Source organism: Kosakonia sp. CCTCC M2018092 (assembly GCF_003864115.1).
In the GTDB taxonomy this organism is placed as follows: Bacteria; Pseudomonadota; Gammaproteobacteria; order Enterobacterales; family Enterobacteriaceae; genus Kosakonia; species Kosakonia cowanii.
The window spans coordinates 4,019,210-4,040,128 of record NZ_CP034225.1 but is presented as its reverse complement, the minus strand read 5'-3'; the positions used below and the strand labels follow the sequence as shown (position 1 = coordinate 4,040,128).

The window sequence follows — 20,919 nt, the reverse complement described above, 5'->3', positions numbered from 1 at the left end:
TTTACCCTTCGCGTTTCACCACTTTTATCTCTACCAGACCAATTCCCAGCTGACGCGGCGCATGACCGAGGATATTCCCTTCGTTGGTCGACTGCGGATCCGGCGGCACAATGACCAGCTTGTTACTGCCCGCGCTATTGGTGAAATGGAGCGTGGTGGTGCTCACCTCATGACTTAACGTCAGCATCTGCTCTTCGTTACCGACACGCACCGGAATCGGGCGATTGGCGTTATCACCAAACGCTTTCGCGGTGATCACCAGATCGAACTGCACCGGTAGCGGCTGCTGGTACTCGATAGCCACCTCTTTGCCGAGCTGGGCATTTGACCAGCGCCCCCAGCTTTCCGGGCGGGAGATGCCGTTAAACTGTTTCACCTCTTCCGGCGCGCCCGCGACATTAAAGATAAAGCTGTCCGCTTTGTAGCGAATGTCATTATCAAGGATCTTCAGCGTCTCGACGCTCTTCTGATAGCGATCGGTATCGATAACCGACTGTTTAAACGCCGTTTTCCCCTGCCACTGCGGTTTATCGACGCGCTGCACCTGCTGCTCACCGCCCAGTTGACCCTGCGAGACGCACCAGTCGGTTGAGAGCGCCAGCTCAGGAGCCCAGAGCCGCGCCATTTTGTAGCAGCGATCGGCCCAGACAAAGTTGTCGCGCGGCGCGAAATCCGCCAGCTGGAAACGCAGCGGCGCGGAGTATTCACTCTCCGGCAGCGGCTCGATTTTCTCCGACACGCGCACCAGCAGCGGCAGGCGGAACTGGCTGCCGGAGAAGGTGATGGTCTCTTTTTCGCCATCGACGGTGAACTCTTTCATCTCTTTGGGGAAGTTCCACAGGCGGATGATATCTGGCTTCCACGCCAGCACCTTCTGCTTCATGTTGAGGAAGACGCCGGAGAGCGACTGCCCGGAGAGGCTGCTGCGACCGAGTCCGAGGAAGTTGTCGCCACCGAGAATATCGAGCACGGTGGCGCCATTATCCAGTGTGCTGCGCTTAATGCCGGAGAGATCCTGCTGCGGCTGGTCGCCACGCAGGACGAAGAAGAGATTGCTGCGATCCTGCTTGTTCAGGTATTTCCAGGCGCTGTTGTTCATCGCCAGATGATCGGACGAGACCACAATCACCGTATCTTTAAACCAGGGCGACGCTTTTATCCGGTTAATCAACCTGGCGATATTTTGCTGGCTGCAGGTCACCGCGCTGAATGACTGGTTCACTTTATCGTCATAACGGTAGCTTTTGCGCTCGCAGCCGCGAGAGATAAAGCCGTCCGGGTGGTGAGTGTCCACCGTCAGCGCAAACAGGGAGAAGCGCTTACCTGCGCGAGAGAGGGATTCATACTGCTGCCAGACGGTGTCGAGCACCGTATCGTCGTAGAAGCCCCAGTCGTTGCGATAACCGGGATCGGCGACCTGGTTTTTCAGTTCCTCGGCACCAATCAGATGGTCAAAACCGTGGGATTTGAGGAACACATCTTTACCGGCAAAACGCAGGTTCGCCCCCTGAATAAAGTGGTTCTCATACCCGGAGTTTTTCAGGATATCGCCGAGGCAGAGGTTTTGCGGAAAGAAGCTGGAGACTGAGGCGGAGGCGTTGCCTTCGAACGGCGCGAAGAGCGGAATACCGCACTGCGAGGAGACCATGCCTGCGATGGTGTAATCGGTGCCGGGAAGTTGTTCGGTATGGCTGAAATCGAGGCTTTCGGCTTTCAGCGCCCCAAGCTCCGGCGTCAATCCGGGAAAAGCATCCTCATTAAAGTAGGTGCGCTCCAGACTTTCGCCGTAGATATAGACCAGGTTCAGCTGGGGGTTGGGGATCTGTTTTGCAGGCACTTTGTACCAGGCGGCAAAATCGGGATCGCTTTCGCGGGTTTGCGATTTTACTAACTCAGTTATCTGGCGAAACGCCGGGCTGGCATCCACCGATCCTAAGGCCAGCGCCAGTGCCAGCAGGCTGTAACCGAAATGGTGGGGCATATGGCGACGACGGCGCAGCACCCAGCCGAGCGCGCAAAACAGAGCGACCAGCGCCAGCACTAAGCCTGCACCGGGCAGCAGATATTTGCCGACACCCGCGCCGGTCAGGCTGTTGGTGAGGGTATAGATCACCGCATCGTTAATACCGTCGCCGGTAAAGTAGTTGCTGGCATAAAGGGTGATGTTTAATAGAACAAACAGGCCTAATACGAGAAGCGTGGCGCTAAACCACCACTTATTGCGGCCCGCTTTCGTAGCATAAATCGCCACCGAGGCGATAAACAGGGCAAGGGAGAGCAATCCGGACAACCGTTATTCCTCAAAAGTGCCAGAGATATTACTGGTCATGAATATTTGTAACAGGATGCATAATTTAATGACGATGTCACACACCTGCAATTGTAGTGTCATCTTATCGGCGGTTTATTCAGAATTGGTTTAGAAAGCGGGAAAGGTGATCGCTATCGCACAGCGAGAAAAGGAGGAAAACGCCGCGTTGGAGATAACACGGCGTTGAAGCGGCTGATTCTAGTACTCTTTACCGGTGACGCGGCTGCGGTAGCTGTCCCAGTTGAAGATGACCCACAAACTGTTGCCGAGACGCATGCGATCCATTACGCGTTCGCCGAGCAGCTTATTCATCTCATCCATATTGCTGTTGGTTAGCATGCCGGTCGGGCGCTTAGAGGAGGAGCGGCGATCGACAATCTGATTGATGATCACTTTTTCGTAGCGCGACTCGGTCTGCATGCCAATTTCGTCGATCACCAGCAGATCCACGCTGCTTAAATCGTTCAGCAGCTGCTCTTCGCTGCTTTCGCGGTTGCCGAAGGTCTCTTTCATTGCCGACATGATATCCGCCACGGTGATAATCAGCACCGATTTACCGCGCAGCAGCAGTTCGTTACAGATGGCGGCGGCAAGATGATTTTTGCCGGTGCCCGGCTTGCCGGAGAAGATGAAGCTGGCAATGTTGCCATCAAACTCTTCGACATACTGCCGCGCCTGGCTGAGCGCGCGCATCTGGCCTTCCGTCTCGACGCGATAATTATCAAAAGAGCAGTTTTGATGCAGAGGACGGATGCCGGAACGGTTAAAGGTGCGCTGCATCTTCATGGCGCGGTTTTCACGCTCAAGCGCCGCCGAGCGCAGTTCGCCCTGCTGCTTTTGCCAGGCCATCAACTCTTCGCTGTTTTTGAACGCCGGTTCGACGTGAGCCGGGATCATCTTTTGCAGCCGCTTCATCAATTCGCCAACGTTTTTCATCGCTAACCTCGAAAGCCAGGTGGAATGTGGTTGTCCGGTTCAGAGAGCGTGTTGATATCGCGCTTCGCCGCGCCGCTCTGGCTGCTGCGCCCGATTTGCAGGCTGCGCGCCAGCTTCTGCTGCCACTGCACGTGGTGGAAGACTTTGCCTTCCGCCTGCCAGTAAGCGACGAATGACGCCAGCTCTTCCGGCGTAGCTGGCTGCGTCAGCGCGATGCCCCACAGCGCGGCCAGGCGCTGAAAATCGGCGTCTGGCTGCCAGCCCGGATACATAGCGAATTTGCCCATCGGCACGCTTACCGGCGCGGCGGTGGGCTCTTCATAGAATTGCGCATCAAGCGACACGTCGCTTGGCGGGCGCGAAAGCTGCGCTTCCAGCGCCAGTAGCTGTTCAAGGCGCTCGGCGGTGAGCGCGTAAAACGCGGGGCTGTTATTTGCAAATACGGCGACGGTACCGCCTTCCGCGCGCGCCAGTATCGCGGCGTTATCGCGCATAAATTCATCAATGCCGATAACATTCGACGTCAGGATTCTGGAAGACATAACACGTTCTCAAACAGGGTAACGACAGAAAGAGTGGCGGGCACAGTGCAGGCCGCCGACAGAAAGGCACATAGTAACACAGCGCGCGGAAAGGGGAGCACAGCACGAAAAAAGCCGGGTTGCCCCGGCTTTGTCATTTCCCAAACGTGCTGGCTAAAAAACGCGTTACGCGATGATGTTCAGCGTAACGTCGATGTTGCCACGGGTGGCATTGGAGTAAGGGCAGACGATGTGCGCGGCGTCGACCAGTTTTTTCGCTTCGTCAGCGTCCATCCCCGGCAGGTGAATGTTCAGTTTGGCTTCAATACCAAAACCGGTCGGCAACGGGCCGATACCCACTTCACCTTCGATAAAGGCCTCTTTAGGCATGCTGATCTTGTCGCGGCCAGCCACGAACTTCATCGCGCCGAGGAAGCAAGCAGAGTAGCCAGCGGCAAACAGCTGCTCCGGGTTGGTCACTTCACCGCCTGCGCCGCCCATCTCTTTCGGCACACCCAGTTTGACGTCGAGAACGCCGTCAGAAGAGGTTGCGCGGCCGTCACGGCCTCCGGTTGCTTTGGCTTTGGCAGTGTAAACAACTTTTTCTAAAGACATGACAGGTTCCTTATTATCTTGAGTGTTTGCTATAAAATAGCGTGCGATTTATATATCAGCATAAATCCCCGAAAGGGAATTTATGCCTGGTGAAACTGTTGGCGAAACTGCTCCAGCTGCTTTTTGACGTCGTTCAGCGTCGCATCATCGCAGGCCACCGCGCAGCGTATCGCTTCCGGGATGGCCTTTGCCTGCTGCTGTAATTCACGGCCGCTTTCGCTCAGGGTGATAACCACCTGGCGTTCATCATGCCGCGAGCGCTGGCGATCGATCAGCCCGGCACTTTGCAGACGTTTTAACAGCGGCGTCAGCGTGGCGGAGTCGAGGAACAGACGCTCGCCAATCTCCGACACCGTAAGATCGTCCTTCTCCCACAGCACCAGCATGACCAGATACTGCGGATAGGTCAGGTTCATCGGCGTTAACAACTGCCGATAAAGCTTATGCAGCGCCAGGTTTGTTGAGTAGAGCGCAAAACAAAACTGGTTATCTAACGCGAGCTGCTCGTTCGCGGTGGAAGTTGAGTTTTTCTTCATGGTTTTAAATATAGGTAGTGCGCGATTTAATTGCAAGTTATTTTTAGCCACTCAAACTCGCGGCCGTCTGCGGTAGATCCATAACCCCGGCAGGGATAAACCGATCGACAGCGCGCCAACGATCGAGCAGGCCTTCAGGAAGTTGGTCAACAGCAGGATCATTAATGCTTCACTGTAGCCGACGTGGCTAATTTTTACCGCCGAGATCATCGCGGTATAGGCTGAAATTCCCGGAAACATGGGAATGACCGCTGCCACAGTAAAGACCTTGGGGTGCGCCAGATACCAGCGCGACCAGCGGATGCCAATGCAGCCTACCAGCATTGAGGCGACAAAGGTCGACCATTCGATATTAAAACCCCAGTGCATCATGGCGAAACGCGATCCGTGACCGATAGCACCCAGCAGCGCGCACCAGCGCAGCGCGCGGTGAGGGACATTAAACACCATCGCAAAGCCCACCGCCGGAATGGCGGCCAGGAGCATATCTTGTGCCAGTGCATAGAAGAACGAGATTATATCCATCCGCGCAGCCCCCAGAGCGTCATCGCCATCACCACGCCGATACAGGTCGCGAGTGTTAACAGACTGGCAATCGCCCAGCGCGCCAGCCCGGTATTAATATGCCCTTTAAACATGTCGGCCACAGAGTTAATAAGCGGAAAACCCGGCACCAGCAGCAACACGCTGGCGGCCATCGCTACCGTTGAGGAGTGCAGAAAAGCGGGTAGGGTGAGCAGCAGCCCGGAGACGGTGGTGGCGACAAAAGCGGTAATACAAAAGTTGATTTGCGGATGCATATGCCTTCCTGCCAGCAGCAGGCGGACATACATTGCGATGCTGCTGGCGCAAAAGGTGATAAACGCACCATCCCAGCCGCCGCGATTGAGTTTGCAGAAACAGGCGCAGGAGAGCCCGACCATTAGCGTCACCAGCCAGCGCGGATAGCGCAGCGGTTTTAGCTGGGCGAAGCGTTTCTCAACATCCTGAAGATCCAGCAGCTTATGCTCGGCGAGAATGACGATATGCTGCACCTCCGTCACCATATGCATATTGATGCCGCGATCGCTGCTTTTGCGCGTTGAGGTGAGACAGTGGCCCTCTTTAATGGTGGTTAACACAATGGCATTTGAGGAGATCAGGCTCTCGACGCTGTCCATACCGAGGGCTTTCCCCAGGCGCGTCGACAGCTCCTCCACCAGCGCGCTCTCTGCGCCATGCTGTAACAAAAAAAGGCCGCACTGAATACACAAGCGCGTAATGGTTCGCTGCGTTGAGTGGTCTGTTTGCATGCTTGCCCTGGTTATCTGGTCACACCGCTCGCAAAGGGGGAACGGAACACCTCTTTTTAGCACAAGAGCGGGTAAGACTGGCGCTAACGCAGATCAAGAAGTGTGCAATAAATTCTGGTAATGAGTCGCCTTTGATTATTTACCATATCAATAGGCATAAGAATATTATTACAAAAGCCATATAAATTACGGCGACATATTACGGATAATCCTGGTAAGCGTTAATATTCTTACTTTACACGGATGCTTAAATATTTATTAAGGTTATTGATCTTTTATTAACTATATACAATTTGATTGTATTCTTTTAATTATTTTATTTTTAATAAGGCACTAAGTATTTGAAGAGTCCTTGTGCTATGTTGTCACGCACGTTGGCAATATTATGATTTTAAATATTTATATTAAATAGCTAATCATAAACTCCAACAATTCTTATAACGGCTGGTTCGGAACATTATTGCTAATTTACGCAATATTGGTACCGATTGAGTAAATACTCATTACGAGGATTGATAGAGAGCGCAAATGGAAGCGGAGGTTTTTATGCTATCACCAGGCGGCAATCACGGGATTATTATTAGCCAGGCTCCCGTACTTAGGGCCGGTATTGGCAGCATATTTGAGCATCATTTTCCTGAGTATCCGGTAACGCATTACGCCACGATAGAGGAGGTCACGCTGCCGCAGTTAGCGGGTAGCGGCTTGGTTATCATTGATTTCTCCGGTGGGTTGCGGTCTGCGCAGCAGCGCTGTGAACACTACTACACCTTAATTTCGCAGTGCGATAAAACGCGCTGGCTCTTCTTTATTTCCCCAGAATTTTATCCTGATGCGGTGGACTTTTTAATCCAGCCGCAAACCATGCTGCTCGCCGATATTGAGCCGATCGAAAGTGTGGTTAATGCCCTACGCGGCGGAGATGAAAACGCTCCTAAAGTGAGTCCGACGCTACTTTCTGCGGTACGGCAGCACTGTGCAGAGTCGCCAGCGCCGCGAAAATTACTCACCTTTTCCGAACGGAAAGTGTTACGCCTTCTTGGAAAGGGGTGGGGAATAAACCAAATCGCCATGTTGCTCAAAAAAAGCAACAAAACCGTCAGCGCGCAGAAAAATAGCGCAATGCGACGTTTATCGCTGCGCAGTAATGCAGATTTGTACACGTGGATTAATAGCCATCAGGGTATGAAAGAGCTGAATTTAGGATCAGCATATGGAGACCATAATGAATGGAAAACATTAGCCAAGCGGGACATGTAGCCATCATTGAAAAATGCATGATGAGTCGGGAAGGGTTGCAGAGTTTATTCAGCGAGCCCGTTTTTGCAAACTACTCTTTTCATTTTTTTAAGGATCATATTACCTTTCGGCAGGCATTAAAAAAGTCTGCCTATTTCTCGGTCATCTATTCGCTTTTTGGTCAGCGTAAAGAGCGGCGCGAATGCCTGATGTGTCTGCATCTGCTCTCGCTCTCCTGCCCGGGCGTTCAGCGCATTGTGCTGGCGGGAGATGACAGAGAAGCGCGGCTGGTGGGGCACCTCTCGCCGTCGCGGCTGCACGGCATCTTAAGTAAATCATCAGAGCTGCCTATGCTGCTTGAACAACTCACCACGCTGCTTGGCGAAACCCGGCGGGTTAACGAAAACATGATTAATCATGGCTACGTCAGCCAGTTTCGTATGCTGAGCCCAACCGAAAGGGAGATTTTGCACTATATGACGCGAGGCTTTTCCATTGCAGAGATCGCCTCGCAGCTGGACCGCAATGTGAAAACCATCCGCGCGCATAAATTTAATGCCATGACAAAATTGGGCGTGACATCCGATGTCGGTTTACTTGATGCCGCGGATATTCTGACCTGGATTCCGCCCAGTACCCGGGCGGCATCAGAGCTGATGTAGCGCTCGCCACATTGCGCATAAGCGCCAGGACCGGGCCTGGCGCAGAAACACTACAGGCAAACGTCAATCCACTTTGCAGAGGTCAGTGCCGCCATGCGTTCCGGTGAGATACGTACCGCGCTATGAATTGCGCCCGCCGCCGGTAACACTTCCGGGTACTGCCTGAGCGAGACATCGCAATAGACCGCCAGCGGGGTTTCCAGCCCAAAAGGGCAGACGCCACCGACCGGGTGGCCGGTAATGGTGACTACTTCATCACTGCTCAACATCCGCGCTTTGGCACCAAAGGTGTTTTTCAGTTTTTTATTATCAAGCCGGGCGTCCCCTTTCGCGACAACCAGAATGACCTCGTTTTTCACCTTCAACGACAGCGTCTTGGCGATCTGTCCCGGCTCGACGCGATGGGCCGCCGCAGCCAGCGCAACGGTTGCCGTGCTTTGATTGAGTTCAATAATATCGATATCGGGGGCGTTATCGGCAAAGAATTGCCGCACGGACTGCAAACTCATGATGTTCTCCTGCGAAAGACCGCAGCTAATCTGTCACAAGCGAGTTATCTCTGTAAATAATCCTTCATGACAAACCGCTTACATTACGTTTCTCGATCCCCTTCACAATCGCGGAAACCGGTTACATGAACCAGTTGCAGTGTTGTCAGGGCAGGTTAATACTCATTTTGTCACTCCCCCTGACCCTAAAATAAAAAGAGCCTCTTATGAAACCTACCCTACTCAGTTGTAATGCTGGCCTGACAATCAGCATGGTTTCAACCATCCGAAACCGATCGCGGCACGGCTGCACCGCTGCTGTTGCCATTACCTTGCAACTCTGACAGGAGATCGACGATGTCTGCTAACCATGCTGCGTTCAACCTTATCTTTCGGTTTATTGAAAACTACGTCAGCCCGATAGCCGGGCGTATCTCTTCCCAGCGTCACGTTATGGCGATCCGCGATGGCTTTATCTCCGCGATGCCCTTCATGATCGTCGGCTCATTTTTACTGGTGTTTGCTTACCCGCCTTTTTCGCCGGATACCACATGGGGTTTTGCCCGCGGCTGGCTGGATCTGGCGAAGCAGTATGAAGGGCGGATCCTCACACCGTTTGATATGACAATGGGGATCATGTCGATCTACATTTGCGCCGCTATCGCCTACAACCTCGGCAAGCACTACGCGAAGACATATCAGCTTGATCCCTTTATGTGCGCGATGCTCTCGCTGATGGCATTTTTACTGGTTGCCGCGCCGAAAACCAGCGGCACGCTGCCGGTGGACAGCCTTGGCGGCACCGGGATTTTCACCGCTATTCTTGTCGCCATCTACTGCGTGGAGATGATGCGGTTTCTGAAGGCGCACAATATTGGCATCCGCTTGCCGGACCAGGTGCCGCCGATGATTAAGAACTCCTTCGATCTGCTGATCCCGGTGCTGGTGGTGGTACTGACGCTCTATCCGCTCAGCCTGCTGATTCAGTCGCAGTTCAATATGCTCATCCCGCAGGCGATCATGGCGCTGTTTAAACCGCTGGTGTCGGCGGCAGACTCGCTGCCTGCGATCCTGCTGGCGGTGATCATTGGTCATCTGCTCTGGTTTGCCGGTATCCACGGCGCAGCGATTGTCTCCGGCATGCTGCAAATGTTCTGGCTGACCAACCTGGGTATCAACCAGAGCGCGCTGGCACAAAGCGCGCCGCTGCCGCACATCTTTATGGAGGCGTTCTGGACCTTCTTTATTGTGATTGGCGGGTCGGGTGCGACGATGGGGCTGGTGTTCTGCTACCTGCGTAGCCGCTCGGTCCATTTACGATCGATTGGCCGTCTCAGCGTTGTGCCAAGCCTGTTTAACATTAATGAACCGGTGATTTTCGGCACGCCGATTGTGATGAATCCGGTGTTCTTTATCCCCTTCCTGCTGGCACCGACGCTCAACGCGATCATTGCCTGGGCGGTGATGAAGATGGATCTGATTGGCCGCGTGATTTCGGTTGTGCCGTGGACCGCACCCGCACCGATTGGTGCCGCGTGGGCATTAGGCTGGGATTTCCGTGCCGCCGTGCTGGTTCTGCTCCTCGCCGCCATCTCGGCGGTTATTTACTACCCCTTCTTCAAGGTGTATGAGAAGCAGCTGCTGGAGCAGGAGGCAGAAGAGGCGCGCCGCGCAGAAGAGGAAAATCGGCAGGTTGCCTGATACAACAAAGGGGCGAATCATCGCCCCTTTGCTATTCCAGCGTACAACGCTATTTCAGCGTGCAATCGCCACACTGCTGAACATCCGGCAGGCGATAGCGCTGGCAGCACGTCCGGCGAACCAGCGCGCCGTCGCGCAGCACGACCGTACGCCACAGCGGATTGTCGCTGCCGTCGGCAAGCGATTTTTCGAAAAAGCAGATTTGGCGCAGGGCGGCGAGCCGGGCTTCGCCGATAAGCGGCATCATCTCGCCCAGATACCAGTTAATCAGGTAACCGGTGTTGCTCCAGATAAGTTTGCCGTTGATATCGCCCGTCGCTTCCAGCGCCTTTATTACCGGCTGGATGGTCTGGGTGACCAGGGCGGCAATACGTTCCGCATCATTTTTCAGCGTCAGGCTATGATCCTGCTGAACATCAATCCAGAAGCAGGCGGCGCGCCCGCTTTCATGAAATTCAACGTGGAAGTTATCAGGGTCTAAATCCAGCGCGTTTTTTTGCGTTAACAGCGTCAGCAACAGTGGCGGCACCATCAGCCCGAGATACCATTGCGCCCACAGCGAGAGCAGCGGTTTGCTTTCACGCGGCTGAGTAGGATTGTTACGGTAAATATGGTCGGAGTAGGTGGCGATAAGCGAGCTTAACGCCGTCGGGCGCGACCACTCCGCCAGCGTCATCGCCTGATGAGGCGCATCTTCATTAAGGCGCAGGAAATCGAGCAGATGGGCCCGCGTGCTGGCAATGGCGTCCCGCATGGCAGTCGCCAGCGAGTCGCGCTCATCATGAAGCGGGCTTTGCCAGATAACATGTTGCGTAATCGATGCGGTACGGTATGCCATAGCCCCAGCTGGAGAAGGAATCTAAATGATAATGATTGCCAATCCTATCCAGAGGCGAAACCGATAGCAAGATGTTTATCGTAAAGTTAGCGCCAGCGCACGTCAGGCGAGCTGTAAGTCTCCGCTGACCAGAATACTGTTACGGCCTAAGTGCTTGGCTTCATACAGCGCTTTATCCGCCTGCGTCAGCGCGGCATCAATATCGTTATTCTGCAACGGCGCAATACCGATACTGACGGTGACATTGGTGGCGACGCTTTCATTAAACATATGGGGGATCTTCAGGTCGTAGACCCGCTGGCGGATATGCTCTGCGGCCATCCGCGCCTGATCCTGGTCGATGTTATTCAACAAGATCATAAACTCTTCGCCACCGAAGCGCGCCACGATATCCCGTGAGCGCACCGCGTCGCGCAGCGCAGCAGAGACGCGGATAAGCGCCTGATCGCCCATCATGTGCCCGTAATGGTCGTTATAGGCTTTGAAGTGATCGATATCCAACAGCAGAACAAAACGGCTGCTGTCATCGACAGCAAGCAGGTTATCGAGCTTATGCTGCAATCCGCGGCGGTTGTAGAGACCGGTGAGCGGGTCGAGCATGCTCAGGTCGTTAAGCGTTTTCCGCTCCTGCATCAGGCGCTGCATCAAAGCGCGGGCAAAACTATCGTTACGCTTCTGAATCGCATGCTGAATGGCAATCCCAATAACGGGCAGAGAGAAGCTATAGATGAGGCGCATGCAGCTCTCAGATTCATTCAGCCATAAGCTGGTTACAAAAAGCGGCAGAGAGTGGAGCAGGAAGGCGATGACATTATTGGAGAAAGCGATAGTGCCAATAAACAGAACGCTGAGCAGCGCAATTAACAGATAGGCCGAAGCATCATCTCCTATCAGTTTCGCTTTAAGAACCACATGCCACGCCCAAAGGCAGCCAAACAGCAGTGAGATCAGTGTGATGTTGATTTTGCTTCTGGGGTAAAATTTGTGCCACGCGGGCAACACCGCGCTGAGCGTGAAGATCGCGCCAACCGGCAGCGTAACGGCGTGCAGATTATAGAGCGGCACCAGCATAGAAAAGAGTGCTGAAATGGCGTTGAGCAGTAAAAAGAGACGTAGGGACAATCGATATCTCTTATTACAAAGAGATTGCCATGTTTGTGATGTCATACCTATAAGTCGTATTTATCCGCAGTTTTTCAGTGCGTTATGAGTCGTAAAATAAAGTTACGCAATGAAATCGTCATCGCGAAATATTAGTAATAAGAATTTTTATTTAAGCGGTGCTTAATTTATCACCTTACTGAATGGCTGTCATTAGAAGATGCAGAATCTTCAGACAGTACGACCACGCTGACAAATGAGAAATTCTATCATATGATATTGGTTATCATTCGTGATTGAAGAGATGAAACCATGCTGCAGCGCGCGTTGGGAAGTCGTTGGGGGATCGTTTTTCCGGGCATGATTGTGGCCGCATTAGTGCTGGCAGACCTGTCGGTCAACAGCTGGCGCGCGGTAATTTTACTGGGTTTGTTATTGACGCCAGTAATGCTTTACCACAAAAGGTTACGTCATTACGTTCTGTTGCCATCAAGCATTGCTCTGATTGGCGGAGTCATTTTGATGCTGCTGAATTTGAAAATGTTGATGTAACAGAGGGGGGAGATATGAGGGGTGAGCAAGATATCTGGTGCGAGGGGGGGGACTTGAACCCCCACGTCCGTAAGGACACTAACACCTGAAGCTAGCGCGTCTACCAATTCCGCCACCTTCGCATACCATCGATACCAGAAGTATCGTTACCACGGAGGCGCATTCTAGATGTTTTCAACTTTTCGTCAACAGTTAATTGCGCGCAGAGTCGTCGATTGCTGCAAAAATGGGCGTCGGCTAACAGCAGGGAAATTCACCCGGCGAGCAGGCCCGCCGGGGAGAGGACTTATTTCTTCAGCGCCTGGCGCGTCATCACGGTACGGTAAACCTTAAAGCGTCCGGTCTGCGCGATCACTTCATGGAAACCGAAGGTTTGATCCAGCACGTCCGGATAGGGCAGGAAGGCGTTCGCCACAATGCGCAACTCGCCGCCGCTGTTGAGGTGACGAACCGCGCCGCGAATCAGCGTTTGCGCCGCTTCGAGGCTGGTCTGCAACCCGTCATGGAACGGCGGATTGGAGATGATCATATCGAAGCGACCGGTCACCTCAGAGAAGACATTACTGGCGAAAACCTCGCCCTCAAGCCCGTTCGCCGCAAGCGTCGCGCGGCTGGCTTCAATCGCCGGTGCCGAGACGTCACACAGGGTCAAACGCACTTTCGGCGAATGGCTTGCCAGCGCCGCCGCCAACACGCCCGTGCCGCAGCCAACATCCAGCACTTTGCCTTTGGTATGCGGCGTCAGCGTGGAGAGCAGCAACTGGCTGCCCACATCCAGCCCATCGCGGCTAAAGACGCCCGGCATGGTTTTAATCGTCAGGGAGTCCAGCGCGTACTCGCCCCAGAAGCCGTCAGGATCAAAGGCAGGATTTTTATCAAGGCGGCCGTGATAAAGCCCACAGCGACGCGCGCTGTCGACTTTATTCAGCGTGCAATACTCAGCCAGCATCTGCTCGGCGCTGCGCACGCCGCTGCGGTTTTCGCCAACCACAAAAATATCCGTTCCCACCGGCAGCAGTGAAAGCAAATTCATCAGTTGAAACAGCGCTTCCGGCTTATTTTTCGGCCAGTAGTAGATAAGCGTATCGCTCTCGCCAATCATCGCGCTATCCGCCACCAGGCTAAAACTGGCGTGCTCGCCCATCTGCTGGCTCAGGGTTTGCCATTGATGAAACTGTTGGGTCCAGGCACGGCTCCCGGCACTCTCCAGACGAGCAGGCAGGTCATCCTGCAGATCACCGGCAAAAAGAATATGGTTAGATTCGAAATCATCACTGTGGCGCAGCAAGACTTCACTTGCCGGGGTAAAAGCAGACATTACGTGTTCCTCTTTAAACTGAGCCGGCGATTATACACGTTATCCTTCGCGCTGCCTCTTTGTTGGCTGCGTCTTCATACCCCAGTCACTTACTTTTGTAAGCTCCTGGGGATATTCATCCTTGCCGCCTCGACGCAACACGAATGATTTTGTGTAACACGTTATCTGCCACGCAACCTCTTTGTTGGCTGCGTCTTTATCCCTATAAGCCGCGTGTTGATGGCGCATTTTCGACGAGTTTGTTATATTTGCGCGCCTGATACAGGAGTGTTTCACGATGACTTCCCGACGCGACTGGCAATTACAGCAACTGGGCATTACCCAGTGGACCCTGCGCCGCCCGACGGCGTTACAGGGCGAGATCGCCATTTCGCTGCCCGCGCATATTCGTCTGGTAATGGTCTCGCCTGCGCTGCCTGCATTAAACGATCCGCTTGTCACCGACGTGCTGCGAGCTCTGACCGTGACGGCAGATCAGGTGCTGCAACTCACCCCGGATCGCGTCGCGATGCTGCCGCCTGAGAGCCATTGCAACAGCTGGCTGCTGGGCATTGATGCGCCGCTGCCGCTGTCGGGCGCGCAGGTCTCGACGCCCGCTGTTGATGAGCTACGCGCAAACCCTGCGGCACGCGCCGCCTTATGGCAACAAATCTGCGAACATGAACACGATTTCTTCCCTCAGCACGACTGATCTGCCCCGCGCTTACGAAATAGAGACCCGGGCGCACGCCTTTCCCTGGAGCGAAAAAACGCTCGCCAGCAATCAGGGGGAGCGCTACCTCAACTATCGGCTGATGGTGGGCGACGAGATGGCCGCTTTCGCCATCACGCAGGTGGTGCTTGATGAAGCCACGCTGTTCAATATCGCCGTCGATCCCGCCTGGCAGCGCCAGGGGCTGGGCCGCCAGCTGCTTGAACATCTGATCAGCGAGCTGGAAAAGCGCGATGTGTTGACGCTGTGGCTGGAGGTTCGCGCCTCTAACCAGCCCGCCATTGCGCTGTATGAAAGTTTAGGTTTTAACGAAGCGACTATCAGGCGCAACTACTATCCCACGACCCACGGGCGTGAGGATGCCATCATCATGGCGCTTCCTCTGTAATTGAATAAAGGTGATGTAATGAAATGGGACTGGATACTCTTTGACGCTGATGAAACGCTGTTCACCTTCGACTCGTTTGGCGGCTTACAACGGATGTTTCTTGACTATAGCGTGACATTCACCGACCAGGATTTCGCAGAATATCAATCTGTTAATAAACCTTTATGGGTCGATTATCAGAACGGCGCCATCACCGCGCTACAGTTGCAGCATCAGCGTTTCCAGAGTTGGTCCGAGCGGCTGGATGTGCCGCCGGGCATGCTTAATGAAGCGTTTCTCAACGCGATGGCGGAAATCTGCGCGCCGCTGCCGGGCGCGGTGTCGCTGCTCGACAGCCTGAAGGGCAAAGTGAAAATCGGCATCATCACCAACGGTTTTACCGCCTTGCAGCAAATTCGCCTGGAACGCACCGGACTGCGCGACTATTTTGATCTGTTAGTGATTTCTGAACAGGTTGGCGTGGCTAAACCGGATCCGCGCATCTTTGAGTATGCGCTGAAGCAGGCCGGTAACCCATCCCGCGATCGCGTCTTAATGGTTGGCGACACGGCGGAGTCAGATATTCTGGGCGGCATCAACGCCGGGCTCTCGACCTGCTGGTTGAATGCCCACAACCGCGCGCTGCCTGAAGGTATCAACCCGACCTGGACGGTGACGTCCCTGAACGAACTGGAGCAACTCCTGTGTAAACATTGATTGTCTGCACTCAACCGTTGAGTACAATAGCCGCATTTTTCGTCTTTAACGCGGGGCTCAGTGCCGCGCAATTACACAGAAGATCTCAATTATGACGTTGTCTCCTTATTACCAAGAGGTAGCGAAGCGCCGCACGTTTGCTATCATCTCGCACCCCGATGCCGGTAAAACCACCATCACCGAAAAGGTGCTACTGTTCGGACAGGCGATCCAGACCGCCGGGACTGTAAAAGGTCGTGGCTCCAACCAGCATGCAAAATCTGACTGGATGGAGATGGAGAAGCAGCGTGGTATCTCCATCACCACGTCCGTGATGCAGTTCCCGTACCGCGAGAACCTGATCAACCTGCTCGACACCCCGGGGCACGAAGACTTCTCCGAAGATACCTACCGTACCTTAACCGCCGTTGACTGCTGTCTGATGGTGATCGATGCGGCGAAGGGCGTCGAAGATCGTACCCGTAAGCTGATGGAAGTGACCCGTCTGCGCGATACGCCGATCCTCACCTTTATGAACAAACTCGACCGCGACATCCGCGATCCGATGGAGCTGCTGGACGAAGTTGAGAGCGAGCTGAAGATCGCCTGCGCGCCGATCACCTGGCCGATTGGCTGCGGCAAGCTGTTCAAAGGGGTTTACCACCTCTATAAAGATGAAACCTACCTTTATCAGACCGGTAAAGGCCACACCATCCAGGAAGTCCGCATCGTTAAAGGGCTGAATAACCCGGAGCTGGATGCCGCCGTTGGCGAGGATCTGGCCCAGCAGCTGCGCGATGAGCTGGAGCTGGTGCAGGGTGCCTCCAACGAGTTCGACCAGGATCTCTTCCTGAGCGGCGCGCTGACGCCGGTCTTCTTCGGCACCGCGCTCGGTAACTTTGGTGTCGATCATATGCTGGATGGCTTAGTTGAGTGGGCACCGCCGCCGATGCCGCGTAAAACCGACGTGCGCGAAGTGAAAGCGGACGACGAGAAGTTCACCGGCTTTGTCTTTAAGATCCAGGCCAATATGGATCCGAAGCACCGTGACCGCGTTGCCTTTATGCGCGTGGTTTCCGGGCGCTACGAAAAAGGGATGAAGCTGCGCCAGGTGCGTACCGGAAAAGATGTGGTGATCTCCGATGCGCTGACCTTTATGGCGGGCGACCGCTCTCACGTTGAAGAGGCCTACCCGGGCGACATCATCGGTCTGCACAACCACGGCACCATTCAGATTGGCGATACCTTCACGCAGGGTGAAATGATGAAGTTCACCGGCATTCCGAACTTTGCCCCTGAACTCTTCCGCCGTATTCGCCTGCGCGACCCGCTGAAACAGAAACAGCTGCTTAAAGGCCTGGTTCAGCTTTCAGAAGAGGGCGCGGTGCAGGTCTTCCGTCCGATTGCCAACAACGATCTGATTGTCGGCGCGGTCGGTGTGCTGCAGTTTGATGTGGTAGTAGCGCGTCTGAAGAGCGAATACAACGTCGAAGCGGTCTATGAGTCCGTCAACGTGGCAACCGCGCGTTGGGTAGAGAGCAGCGATGTGAAGAAGTTCGAAGAGTTTAAGCGTAAGAACGAGATCCAGCTGGCGCTCGATGGCGGCGATAACCTGACCTATATCGCGCCGACCATGGTTAACCTCAACCTGACCCAAGAGCGTTACCCGGAAGTGACCTTCCATAAAACCCGCGAACACTAATCCCTCTACGGAGCGCGGCAGAAGCCGCGCTCCGGCCTCTTTTCCACCCTGCCGTTTCTTGCGGAAAGTTCTTAAAACCCTCGCTTTTTCTGTCTGTTGCTCGCTTTTTACGCACTCCAACAGGATCTTTGTCGAGAGTGATCTATATTTAACAAAGTGATGACAAGGTGTGTGGCTTAAAGTCCTGCTCAATGCGTGTTTAATGGTCTTTTATCCACTCAACCAATCACAAGATAACATTAACAACTGCATCAGCGCAGCGATTTGCCGGAATGTGATCGCAACCATTGACGTTGATACGGTGAGTTTCACCGCAGCAGTTGGCAGCTTCTTGCTGCAGCAGCCCAAATGGTGGGCAAACATACAGGAATAACATCGATGACTATGACAAAGCTGACTCTTTCTAAAACCCTGCTGGCTATTACGCTGGGCTCTGTTCTGACCACGGGTTCTGCCCTGGCGGCGGAAACCACCACTGATAAAGCGCAAAGCACCGCGTCCAGTGCAGGGGACAAAATTGATAGCTCTATGAATAAAGTCGGTGGATTCATGGACGACAGTACCATTACTGCAAAAGTTAAAGCGGCGCTGGTCGATCATGAAAGCATTAAAAGCACCGATATCTCCGTGAAAACGGACAAAAAAGTGGTAACCCTGAGCGGTTTCGTCGAAAGCCAGAAACAGGCTGAAGAGGCGGTTTCCGTGGCGAAAGGTGTAGAAGGCGTGGCTTCTGTAAGCGACAAACTGCACGTTCGCGATGCGAAAGAGAGCACTGCAAAAGGTTACGCGGGTGATACCGCCACCACCAGCGAAATCAAAGCGAAGCTGCTGGCCGATGAGAACGTCCCGTCCCGCATGGTGAAAGTGGAAACCACTGACGGCGTTGTTCAGTTATCCGGCACGGTAGAGTCCAAGGCTCAAAGTGAGCGCGCTGAAAGCATCGCCAAAGCAGTTGATGGCGTGAAAAGCGTGAAGAACGACCTGAAAGTTAAATAAGAGTACGTGAGAAAATCCGCGCCTGGCGATGTCCGGGCGCGATAGATACTTGGCAGGAAATATCGCGGATGGGCATCTGAGAGCCCATCGCTTGCGGTCGACATTAACTATGGTTAAGGAGAGTTTTATGTTTCGTTGGGGCATTATTTTTCTGGTTATCGCGTTAATTGCCGCCGCTCTGGGCTTTGGTGGATTGGCAGGTACAGCAGCCGGTGCGGCGAAAATCGTCTTCATCGTTGGTATCGTTCTGTTCCTGGTCAGCCTGTTCATGGGTCGTCGGCGCCCGTAGCGTTTAACACGCTTAAACTTCGGTTACATTAAAGCCAGTCCTCGTGACTGGCTTTGCTGTTTCAGGGACTTAAATATTGCGCTACTTTGTTGTGACATTTGCTTAAAAGGAAAACGAAGTGGGGCAACATATTCCCATCACGCTCGGCAATATTGCGCCGCTGGCGCTGAAACCGTTTCGACCGGGACGTCTGGCACTGGTGTGCGAAGGCGGTGGTCAGCGCGGCATCTTTACCGCAGGCGTGCTGGATGAGTTTATGCGCGCCGACTTCAACCCTTTCGATCTCTTCTTTGGCACCTCTGCCGGCGCGCAGAACCTGTCGGCCTATGTCTGCAACCAACCGGGTTACGCGCGTAAAGTGATTATGCGCTACACCACGCGACGGGAATTCTTCGACCCGCTGCGCTTCGTGCGCGGGGGCAACCTTATCGATCTTGACTGGCTGGTTAACGCCACCGCGACCGAAATGCCGCTGGCAATGGATCATGGCGTACGTGCCTTTGACGCCGGCAAAGCCTTTTATATGTGCGCCTGCCGCCAGGATGATTACTCGGCGGAGTATTTTTTACCTAATCACCAGACATGGCTCGACCTGATCCGCGCCTCAAGCGCCATTCCAGGCTTTTATCGCACCGGCGTGGCACTGAGCGGCGTGAACTACCTTGATGGCGGCGTTAGCGACGCCATACCCGTGCAGGAAGCTGCGCGTCGCGGGGCCGATACCATCGTGGTGATCCGCACCGTGCCGTCGCAGATGTACTACACGCCGCAGTGGTTTAAGCGTATGGAGCGCTGGCTCGGCGAAAGCAGCCTGCAGTCGCTGGTCAACCTGGTGCAGCATCATGAGAAGAGTTATCTCGCCACGCAGCGGTTTATCGAAACGCCGCCGGGCAAGCTGCGCATTATCGAGATCTACCCGCCGAAGCTGTTAAAAAGCATGGCGCTCGGCAGCCGTTTACCGGCGCTGCGGGAAGATTATAAAATTGGCCGCTTATGCGGGCGCTACTTCCTGGCAACGGTGGGCAAATTGCTTGCCGAGACGCCGCCGCTGCTGCGCTATACGCCGGTGGTTGCGCCGACCACGCGCGTGGTGCCGCCCGCCGAGGTGGCGAACGACGCGCTTGATCTGCCGCTGGTGACCGCGCCGGAGGCGAATGATATTTCGCTCAATAACGAGGACAGCGCGTGAGTTTTCGCTTTATCGATACCCACTGCCATTTCGATTTTGCACCCTTCAAAGGCGATGAAGCGGCCAGTATCGCCCGCGCGGCAGAGGCGGGCGTCGAGCGCATTATTGTGCCCGCCATCGCCGCCCAATATTTTGATCGCGTCTGCAAGCTTGCACAGCAGCATCATGCCCTCTATGGCGCGCTGGGCCTGCACCCGATTGTGGTGGAGGAGCATACGCAGCAGAGCCTTGAAGAGCTGGATGCGCTGCTCGCCACCCGGCCTGAGAAGGTGATCGCCATCGGCGAAATCGGCCTCGACCTCTATCGCGATAATCCGCAGTTTGAGCGCCAGCAGGAACTGCTGGATGCGCAGCTAAAAATGGCGAAGCGCTATGATTTGCCGGTGCTTCTTCACTCCCGCCGCACCCATGACAAGCTGGCGATGCAGCTGAAAAAGCATAACCTGCCGCGAACCGGCGTGGTGCACGGCTTTGCCGGTAGCCTGCAACAGGCGCAGCGCTTTATCGATCTTGGCTACTGCATCGGCGTTGGCGGCACGATTACCTATCCGCGCGCCAGTAAAACCCGCGATGTGATGGCGCAACTACCGCTCGCCTCGCTGCTGCTTGAAACAGACGCGCCCGATATGCCGCTGAACGGTTTTCAGGGGCAGCCCAACCGCCCGGAGCGGGCTGCAAAGGTTTTTGCAACTCTCTGCGAGCTGCGCCCGGAAGCGCCGGATGTGATTGCTAACGCGCTGTTTCACAATACCCAACGGCTCTTCGCTCTGCCTGATTAGTAGCTGTAACGCTTTTTCATCGGCAGGCACACTCTCCTGTGTTAAAATTCTCACATTCAAATGGCGTGGGCTTGCTGCG

General features: G+C 54.4%; 23 protein-coding genes and 1 tRNA gene. 12 read left to right on the top strand and 12 right to left on the bottom strand.

Annotated elements, in window-relative coordinates:
• Position 1: 1 nt before the first annotated feature.
• The 7 genes from opgB to EH164_RS19125 form a co-directional block, all read right to left on the bottom strand.
• Positions 2 to 2,290, bottom strand: a complete 2,289-nt coding sequence (gene opgB, locus EH164_RS19155; protein ID WP_124969993.1) for a phosphatidylglycerol--membrane-oligosaccharide glycerophosphotransferase — start codon at positions 2,288 to 2,290, stop codon at positions 2 to 4.
• A 219-nt stretch (positions 2,291 to 2,509) separates the two neighbouring features.
• Positions 2,510 to 3,247: a DNA replication protein DnaC gene (dnaC, locus tag EH164_RS19150; RefSeq protein WP_023480325.1), complete on the bottom strand. Its 738-nt coding sequence runs from the start codon at positions 3,245 to 3,247 to the stop codon at positions 2,510 to 2,512.
• 2 nt (positions 3,248 to 3,249) lie between these two features.
• Positions 3,250 to 3,789: a primosomal protein DnaT gene (dnaT, locus tag EH164_RS19145; protein WP_124969990.1), complete on the bottom strand. Its 540-nt coding sequence runs from the start codon at positions 3,787 to 3,789 to the stop codon at positions 3,250 to 3,252.
• A 165-nt stretch (positions 3,790 to 3,954) separates the two neighbouring features.
• The gene (locus tag EH164_RS19140) at positions 3,955 to 4,383 is read right to left on the bottom strand and encodes an organic hydroperoxide resistance protein (protein WP_042715761.1); all 429 of its coding nucleotides are present in this window, start codon (positions 4,381 to 4,383) and stop codon (positions 3,955 to 3,957) included.
• 80 nt (positions 4,384 to 4,463) lie between these two features.
• Positions 4,464 to 4,919 (bottom strand): MarR family winged helix-turn-helix transcriptional regulator, encoded by a 456-nt coding sequence (locus tag EH164_RS19135; protein WP_124969987.1) that lies wholly within the window; start codon positions 4,917 to 4,919, stop codon positions 4,464 to 4,466.
• A gap of 51 nt (positions 4,920 to 4,970) precedes the next feature.
• Complete coding sequence (locus EH164_RS19130; protein WP_124969984.1) at positions 4,971 to 5,444, bottom strand: threonine/serine exporter; 474 nt, start codon at positions 5,442 to 5,444, stop codon at positions 4,971 to 4,973.
• The gene (locus EH164_RS19125) at positions 5,435 to 6,211 is read right to left on the bottom strand and encodes a threonine/serine exporter ThrE family protein (protein ID WP_023480465.1); all 777 of its coding nucleotides are present in this window, start codon (positions 6,209 to 6,211) and stop codon (positions 5,435 to 5,437) included. Before EH164_RS19125 ends, EH164_RS19130 begins: the two co-directional genes overlap by 10 nt.
• Positions 6,212 to 6,757: 546 nt before the next feature.
• On the opposite strand from EH164_RS19125, the gene EH164_RS19120 reads away from it, so the two are divergent.
• Positions 6,758 to 7,471 (top strand): LuxR C-terminal-related transcriptional regulator, encoded by a 714-nt coding sequence (locus EH164_RS19120; RefSeq protein WP_124971593.1) that lies wholly within the window; start codon positions 6,758 to 6,760, stop codon positions 7,469 to 7,471.
• Positions 7,472 to 7,491: 20 nt separating this feature from the next.
• Positions 7,492 to 8,112: a DNA-binding transcriptional activator BglJ gene (gene bglJ / locus EH164_RS19115; protein ID WP_124971590.1), complete on the top strand. Its 621-nt coding sequence runs from the start codon at positions 7,492 to 7,494 to the stop codon at positions 8,110 to 8,112.
• Between the two features lie 50 nt (positions 8,113 to 8,162).
• On the opposite strand, the gene EH164_RS19110 is transcribed toward bglJ, so the two are convergent.
• Positions 8,163 to 8,621: a YbaK/EbsC family protein gene (locus tag EH164_RS19110; protein ID WP_124969981.1), complete on the bottom strand. Its 459-nt coding sequence runs from the start codon at positions 8,619 to 8,621 to the stop codon at positions 8,163 to 8,165.
• Between the two features lie 336 nt (positions 8,622 to 8,957).
• Between EH164_RS19110 and EH164_RS19105 the strand changes: the two genes are divergently transcribed.
• Complete coding sequence (locus tag EH164_RS19105) at positions 8,958 to 10,301, top strand: PTS sugar transporter subunit IIC (protein WP_076768944.1); 1,344 nt, start codon at positions 8,958 to 8,960, stop codon at positions 10,299 to 10,301.
• Positions 10,302 to 10,350: 49 nt separating this feature from the next.
• On the opposite strand, the gene fhuF is transcribed toward EH164_RS19105, so the two are convergent.
• Together fhuF and EH164_RS19095 are read right to left on the bottom strand one after the other, a co-directional pair.
• On the bottom strand, positions 10,351 to 11,139 hold the full coding sequence (fhuF, locus tag EH164_RS19100) for a siderophore-iron reductase FhuF (protein WP_124969978.1): 789 nt from the start codon (positions 11,137 to 11,139) through the stop codon (positions 10,351 to 10,353).
• A 102-nt stretch (positions 11,140 to 11,241) separates the two neighbouring features.
• Positions 11,242 to 12,306 (bottom strand): GGDEF domain-containing protein, encoded by a 1,065-nt coding sequence (locus EH164_RS19095; protein WP_124969975.1) that lies wholly within the window; start codon positions 12,304 to 12,306, stop codon positions 11,242 to 11,244.
• Positions 12,307 to 12,552: 246 nt separating this feature from the next.
• On the opposite strand from EH164_RS19095, the gene EH164_RS19090 reads away from it, so the two are divergent.
• Positions 12,553 to 12,792 carry a DUF1435 domain-containing protein gene (locus tag EH164_RS19090; RefSeq protein ID WP_124969972.1) on the top strand — a complete coding sequence of 80 codons (240 nt, stop codon included), beginning with the start codon at positions 12,553 to 12,555 and terminating at the stop codon, positions 12,790 to 12,792.
• Positions 12,793 to 12,827: 35 nt separating this feature from the next.
• On the opposite strand, the gene EH164_RS19085 is transcribed toward EH164_RS19090, so the two are convergent.
• A tRNA-Leu gene (locus tag EH164_RS19085) sits at positions 12,828 to 12,914 on the bottom strand.
• Between the two features lie 164 nt (positions 12,915 to 13,078).
• Positions 13,079 to 14,110 carry a 16S rRNA (guanine(1207)-N(2))-methyltransferase RsmC gene (gene rsmC / locus EH164_RS19080; protein ID WP_124969969.1) on the bottom strand — a complete coding sequence of 344 codons (1,032 nt, stop codon included), beginning with the start codon at positions 14,108 to 14,110 and terminating at the stop codon, positions 13,079 to 13,081.
• A 277-nt stretch (positions 14,111 to 14,387) separates the two neighbouring features.
• On the opposite strand from rsmC, the gene EH164_RS19075 reads away from it, so the two are divergent.
• The 8 genes from EH164_RS19075 (at position 14,388) to EH164_RS19040 (ending at position 20,840) form a co-directional block, all read left to right on the top strand.
• On the top strand, positions 14,388 to 14,801 hold the full coding sequence (locus EH164_RS19075) for a DNA polymerase III subunit psi (protein WP_042716030.1): 414 nt from the start codon (positions 14,388 to 14,390) through the stop codon (positions 14,799 to 14,801).
• Positions 14,770 to 15,210 (top strand): ribosomal protein S18-alanine N-acetyltransferase, encoded by a 441-nt coding sequence (gene rimI, locus EH164_RS19070; protein ID WP_124969966.1) that lies wholly within the window; start codon positions 14,770 to 14,772, stop codon positions 15,208 to 15,210. The genes EH164_RS19075 and rimI overlap by 32 nt, the downstream gene beginning before the upstream one ends.
• 18 nt (positions 15,211 to 15,228) lie before the next feature.
• Positions 15,229 to 15,906, top strand: a complete 678-nt coding sequence (gene yjjG / locus EH164_RS19065; protein ID WP_124969963.1) for a pyrimidine 5'-nucleotidase — start codon at positions 15,229 to 15,231, stop codon at positions 15,904 to 15,906.
• Positions 15,907 to 15,997: 91 nt separating this feature from the next.
• Positions 15,998 to 17,587 (top strand): peptide chain release factor 3, encoded by a 1,590-nt coding sequence (gene prfC / locus EH164_RS19060; protein WP_023480192.1) that lies wholly within the window; start codon positions 15,998 to 16,000, stop codon positions 17,585 to 17,587.
• 378 nt (positions 17,588 to 17,965) lie between these two features.
• Positions 17,966 to 18,583: a molecular chaperone OsmY gene (gene osmY, locus EH164_RS19055; protein ID WP_023480446.1), complete on the top strand. Its 618-nt coding sequence runs from the start codon at positions 17,966 to 17,968 to the stop codon at positions 18,581 to 18,583.
• A 127-nt stretch (positions 18,584 to 18,710) separates the two neighbouring features.
• Positions 18,711 to 18,872 (top strand): DUF1328 domain-containing protein, encoded by a 162-nt coding sequence (locus tag EH164_RS19050; RefSeq protein ID WP_023480205.1) that lies wholly within the window; start codon positions 18,711 to 18,713, stop codon positions 18,870 to 18,872.
• A 118-nt stretch (positions 18,873 to 18,990) separates the two neighbouring features.
• Positions 18,991 to 20,061, top strand: coding sequence for a patatin family protein (locus tag EH164_RS19045; protein WP_042716021.1), 1,071 nt, complete (start codon positions 18,991 to 18,993; stop codon positions 20,059 to 20,061).
• The gene (locus EH164_RS19040; protein ID WP_124969960.1) at positions 20,058 to 20,840 is read left to right on the top strand and encodes a TatD family hydrolase; all 783 of its coding nucleotides are present in this window, start codon (positions 20,058 to 20,060) and stop codon (positions 20,838 to 20,840) included. Before EH164_RS19045 ends, EH164_RS19040 begins: the two co-directional genes overlap by 4 nt.
• Positions 20,841 to 20,919: the final 79 nt, after the last annotated feature.